Below are 4,172 nucleotides of genomic sequence, written 5' to 3' on the forward strand. Positions count from 1 at the left end.
TGGTCACGCCGCTGGCCCCCACCCCTGCCCTCCCCCAGAGGGGAGGGAGAAAAGCCTGGCACCGGTCATGCGCTGGCCGTGTCGTACGGCGCGGTCGGCGTCTCGCCCGTCAGCACCTGCAGCAGGTTGGTCGTCGCCAGTTCGGCCATGGCGTGGCGCGTCTCGTGCGTGGCCGAGCCGATGTGCGGCAGCGGCGTCACGCGCGGGTGGGTGCGCAGCGGCGAGTCGGCCGGCAGCGGCTCTTTCGCGAACACGTCGAGGCCGGCGGCGCGCAGGGTGCCGTGGTCGAGCGCATTCAGCAGCGCGTCTTCGTTCACGGTGGCGCCGCGGCCGCCGTTGATGAAGGCGGCGCCGGGCTTCATGCGCGCGAAGAAGGCGGCGTCGATCATGCCGCGCGTGGCATCGGTCAGCGGCAGCATGGCGAGCACGATGTCGGCGCGCGCGAGCAGGTCGTCCAGCGGGGTGTGCGTGGCGCGGCCCTGCACCTCGGGCGCTGCGTGGCCAGGTCGACCGGGCGGCGTGCGTGGTAGAGCACCGGCATGCCGAAGCCCAGCGCGGCGCGGCGCGCCACGGCCTGGCCGATGCGGCCGAAGCCCAGGATGCCCAGCGTCTTGCCGTGCACGTCGGTGCCGAAGAGTTCTTCGCCGATGTTTTTGGTCCAGCGGCCTTCGCGCACCAGGTTCGACAGCTCGACCACGCGGCGCTGCGTGGCCATGAGGATCGCGAACACGGTGTCGGCCACGGTCTCGGTCAGCACGTCGGGTGTGTGGCACAGCACGATGCCGCGCTTGTGCAGCTCGGCCAGCGGGTAGTTGTCGACACCCACCGACACGCTCGAAATCACCTGCAGCTGCGGCGCGGCGTCGAGCAGCGCGGCATCGACCGGGTGGCTCGAGCCGATCAGGCCGTGGGCGGTGCGCAGCGCGGCGGCGAAGGCCTCGGGCTCCTTGCGCGGGTCGGCCACGGTGACGTGGTGCGCGGCCTGCAGGCGCGCCAGCTGGTCTTCGGGCAGCGGCCGGAAGACGAGGATGTTCTTGTGCTGCGTCATGCTGTTCACAGCCCCGCTTCTTCGAGTTGCGCGCGCGTCGGCAGGCCTTCGGTGTCGCCCAGCACCTGCACGGCGCGGGCGCCGATCCACGCGCCGCGGCGCACGGCGTCGGGCACGCTGCGGCCTTCGAGCAGGGCGCTCACCACGCCGGCCGCGAAGCCGTCGCCCGCGCCCACGGTGTCGATCACTTCCTTCACGGGGAAGCCGTCGACGCGGCCGGTGCCGGCCGTGTCGCTGTCGTAGTAGGCGCCCTCGGCGCCGAGCTTCACCACCACCAGCTTCGCGCCGCGTTCGCGGTAGAAGCGGGCGACGTCCTCGGGCTTGTCATGGCCGGTGAGCAGCAGACCCTCTTCGATGCCGGGCAGCACCCAGTCGGCGCGCGAGGCGAGTTCGTTGACCCAGTGGCGCATGGTCTCGGTGGACGACCACAGCGTGGGGCGCAGGTTGGTGTCGAACGAGATGGTGCGGCCGGCGGCGCGCATCACGTCCATCGACTTGAGCGCGGCCTGCAGGCTGGTCTCGGAGATGGCGGCGAACACGCCGGTGGCGTGCAGGTGGCGCGCCGAGCGCAGCCAGGGCTCGTCGATGTCGGCCGGGCCCATGTGGCTGGCGGCCGAGCCCTTGCGGTGGTATTCGATCGGCGGGTCGCTGCCGTCGGTGACGCGGCCCTTGAACTGGAAGCCGGTGCGCTGCGCGGCGTCGGTGATCACGTGCGAGCAGTCGATGCCCTCGGCGCGCATCGCGGCCAGCAGCGCGCGGCCCATGGAGTCGGTGCCCAGGCGGCTGGCCCAGCCCACCTTCAGGCCCAGGCGCGACAGGCCGATGGCCACGTTGGTCTCGGCGCCGGCGGTGCGCTTGTGGAACGACTGCGCGTCTTCCAGCGGACCGGGCCGGTCGGCCACCAGCAGCAGCATGGCCTCGCCGAAAAGGGCGACATCGAAGGCGGTTGGTTCTGTCATGGCTGTGGTTCTAGTTCTGCGCGCGCGCGGCGCGGATGAAGTCGATCTGCGCGCGGGTGACGGCCGGCAGGTCGTCGCCCACGAGCGGGTATTCGATGGCGTGCGGCACGTCGGCCGGCAGCGCGCGCAGCACGGCGCGCCACGGCGCGACCGAGTCGCCCAGCGGCACCGCCACCCACTTGTGCGGCAGGCGCTGCGCACCCTTGCAATGCACATAGCGCACGCGGTGGCCGAGCGCCTGCGCGGCCTGCAGCGGGCACTCGCCGAGCCAGTGCCAGTTGCCCATGTCGAAGGTCATGCCCAGCGGCACGCCGGCGCGGTCGGCCGCGTCGAAGAAGGCCTGCAGCGCGGCCAGCGTGCCGGCGCGCACGGTCTGGTCGTTCTCGATGAGCAGCTCGACGCGGGTTTCGGCCAGCTCCACCTTCAGGCCCCAGAGCGAGCCGTGCGACGACGACTGGAAGTCGCCGATGGACATCTTCAGCCGCCTGGCGCCCACGCGCGTGGCGGCGGCAATGCCGCGCTTGAGCGCGGCGCTGTCGAGCCAGCCGCCCTGGGCCCACAGGCCCTCGGGGCTGGAATACACCGACGCGAGGCCGTTCAGCGCGGGCAGTTCCGCATCGGCGTCGCGCAGCATCTCGCCGCGCACTTCCACCGAGTCGGCGCCGGCCGCGCGGGCCAGCTGGGAACACCACAACTGGCCGTGCCGGCCCACCTCGGCCGCACCGAAGGACGACAGAGAAATCAGGACCTCGAAGGACATCAGTGGCCCTGGTGCGAGCTGAGGATCTGGCCGAGGAACTGGCGCGTGCGCTCGTCCTTGGGGTTGCCGAAGAACTCTTCAGGCGGCGCCTGCTCGACGATCTTGCCTTCGGCCATGAAGATCACGCGGTCGGCCACGCTGCGGGCAAAGCCCATTTCGTGGGTCACGCACAGCATGGTCATGCCGTCTTCGGCCAGGCCGATCATGGTGTCGAGCACTTCCTTGACCATCTCGGGGTCGAGCGCGGAGGTGGGCTCGTCGAACAACATGATCTTGGGCGCCATGCACAGCGCACGCGCAATGGCCACGCGCTGCTGCTGGCCGCCCGAGAGCTGGCTGGGGTACTTGTTGGCCTGCTCGGGAATGCGCACGCGCTTGAGGTACTTCATGGCCACCTCCTCGGCCTGCGCCTTGCTCATGCCGCGCGAGCGCATCGGCGCGAGCGTGCAGTTCTCGAGGATGGTCAGGTGCGGGAACAGGTTGAACTGCTGGAACACCATGCCGACCTCGGCGCGCACCGCGTCGACGTTCTTGCCGCCGGCCGTGAGGTCGATGCCGTCGACCACGATGCGGCCCTTCTGCACCGTCTCGAGCCGGTTGATGCAGCGGATGAGCGTCGACTTGCCCGAGCCCGAAGGCCCGCAGATCACGATGCGCTCGCCCTGGCGCACCGACAGGTCGATGCCGGTCAACACCTGGAATTCACCGTACCACTTGTTGACCGCTTCCATGCGGATGATCGATTCCGTGGTCGCGGCGTTTGTGACTGCGTCCGTCATGCTCGTTGCTTCCGATATTTCATTGTTCGGCCCTCTGCGACTTCTCGTGGAACACCGCGAAACCGGCTTTGCCGGGCCGCTGGTGTTGCCCCCTGCAAGGGGGTTGGCGTCGCGACACGAAGTGCGCGAAGACTGGGGGGTTAGTTCATTTTTGGCAGGTCGACCTGCAGCCACTTTTGATAGAGCTTGTTCAGCTCGCCGTTGGCGGTGTTCTTCTGCACGAACTCGTTCACGGCCTTGGTCAGCTCTTCCTGGCCGGGGCGCATTGCGATGCCCATCGACTGCTGCACCAGCGTGAACTTGTTTTCGTAGGTGTTGGCGGGCACGCGCTTGGCGATCTGCGCGGCCACGGTGACCGAGCAGCCGATGGCGTCGACCTGGCCCGAGATCAGTGCCTGCATGGCCGATGCGTCGTCGTCGAAGCGGCGGATTTCGGTGCCTTCGGGCGCGGCCTTGGTCACGGCCACGTCTTGCGTCGACGCACGGGCCACGCCCACGCGCAGGCCCTTCAGGTCGGCGGCTGCCTTGATGGGGGTCTTGCTCGCGCCGTACAGCACGATGGTGGCGGCCGCGTAGGGCTGCGAGAACTGCACCTGCTTGGCGCGCTCGGGCGTCACGGCCAGCGA

4 protein-coding genes and 1 pseudogene are annotated in these 4,172 nt (G+C 69.8%); all 5 read right to left on the reverse strand.

Annotated elements, in window-relative coordinates; translation table 11 throughout:
* Positions 1–65: 65 nt before the first annotated feature.
* Positions 66–1,048, reverse strand: a pseudogene (locus BMG07_RS39915) (2-hydroxyacid dehydrogenase).
* A gap of 5 nt (positions 1,049–1,053) precedes the next feature.
* Positions 1,054–2,007, reverse strand: coding sequence for a sugar kinase (locus tag BMG07_RS39920; RefSeq protein WP_198089100.1), 954 nt, complete (start codon positions 2,005–2,007; stop codon positions 1,054–1,056).
* Positions 2,008–2,017: 10 nt separating this feature from the next.
* On the reverse strand, positions 2,018–2,767 hold the full coding sequence (locus tag BMG07_RS39925) for a sugar phosphate isomerase/epimerase (RefSeq protein WP_198089101.1): 750 nt from the start codon (positions 2,765–2,767) through the stop codon (positions 2,018–2,020).
* Complete coding sequence (locus BMG07_RS39930; protein WP_269759879.1) at positions 2,767–3,546, reverse strand: amino acid ABC transporter ATP-binding protein; 780 nt, start codon at positions 3,544–3,546, stop codon at positions 2,767–2,769. The genes BMG07_RS39925 and BMG07_RS39930 overlap by 1 nt, the downstream gene beginning before the upstream one ends.
* 140 nt (positions 3,547–3,686) lie before the next feature.
* On the reverse strand, positions 3,687–4,172 hold a 486-nt coding region (locus BMG07_RS39935), incomplete at its 5' end, for a transporter substrate-binding domain-containing protein (protein ID WP_198089102.1).

Origin of the sequence: Variovorax sp. E3, from assembly GCF_016082275.1 — a bacterium.
Classification (GTDB): Bacteria; Pseudomonadota; Gammaproteobacteria; order Burkholderiales; family Burkholderiaceae_C; genus Variovorax.

Excerpts from the sequence above, each read along its gene's own strand:
- BMG07_RS39920 (WP_198089100.1), bottom strand. The coding sequence starts at position 2,007 with ATGACAGAACCAACCGCCTTCGATGTCGCCCTTTTCGGCGAGGCCATG.
- BMG07_RS39925 (WP_198089101.1), bottom strand. The coding sequence starts at position 2,767 with ATGTCCTTCGAGGTCCTGATTTCTCTGTCGTCCTTCGGTGCGGCCGAG.
- BMG07_RS39930 (WP_269759879.1), bottom strand. The coding sequence starts at position 3,546 with ATGACGGACGCAGTCACAAACGCCGCGACCACGGAATCGATCATCCGC.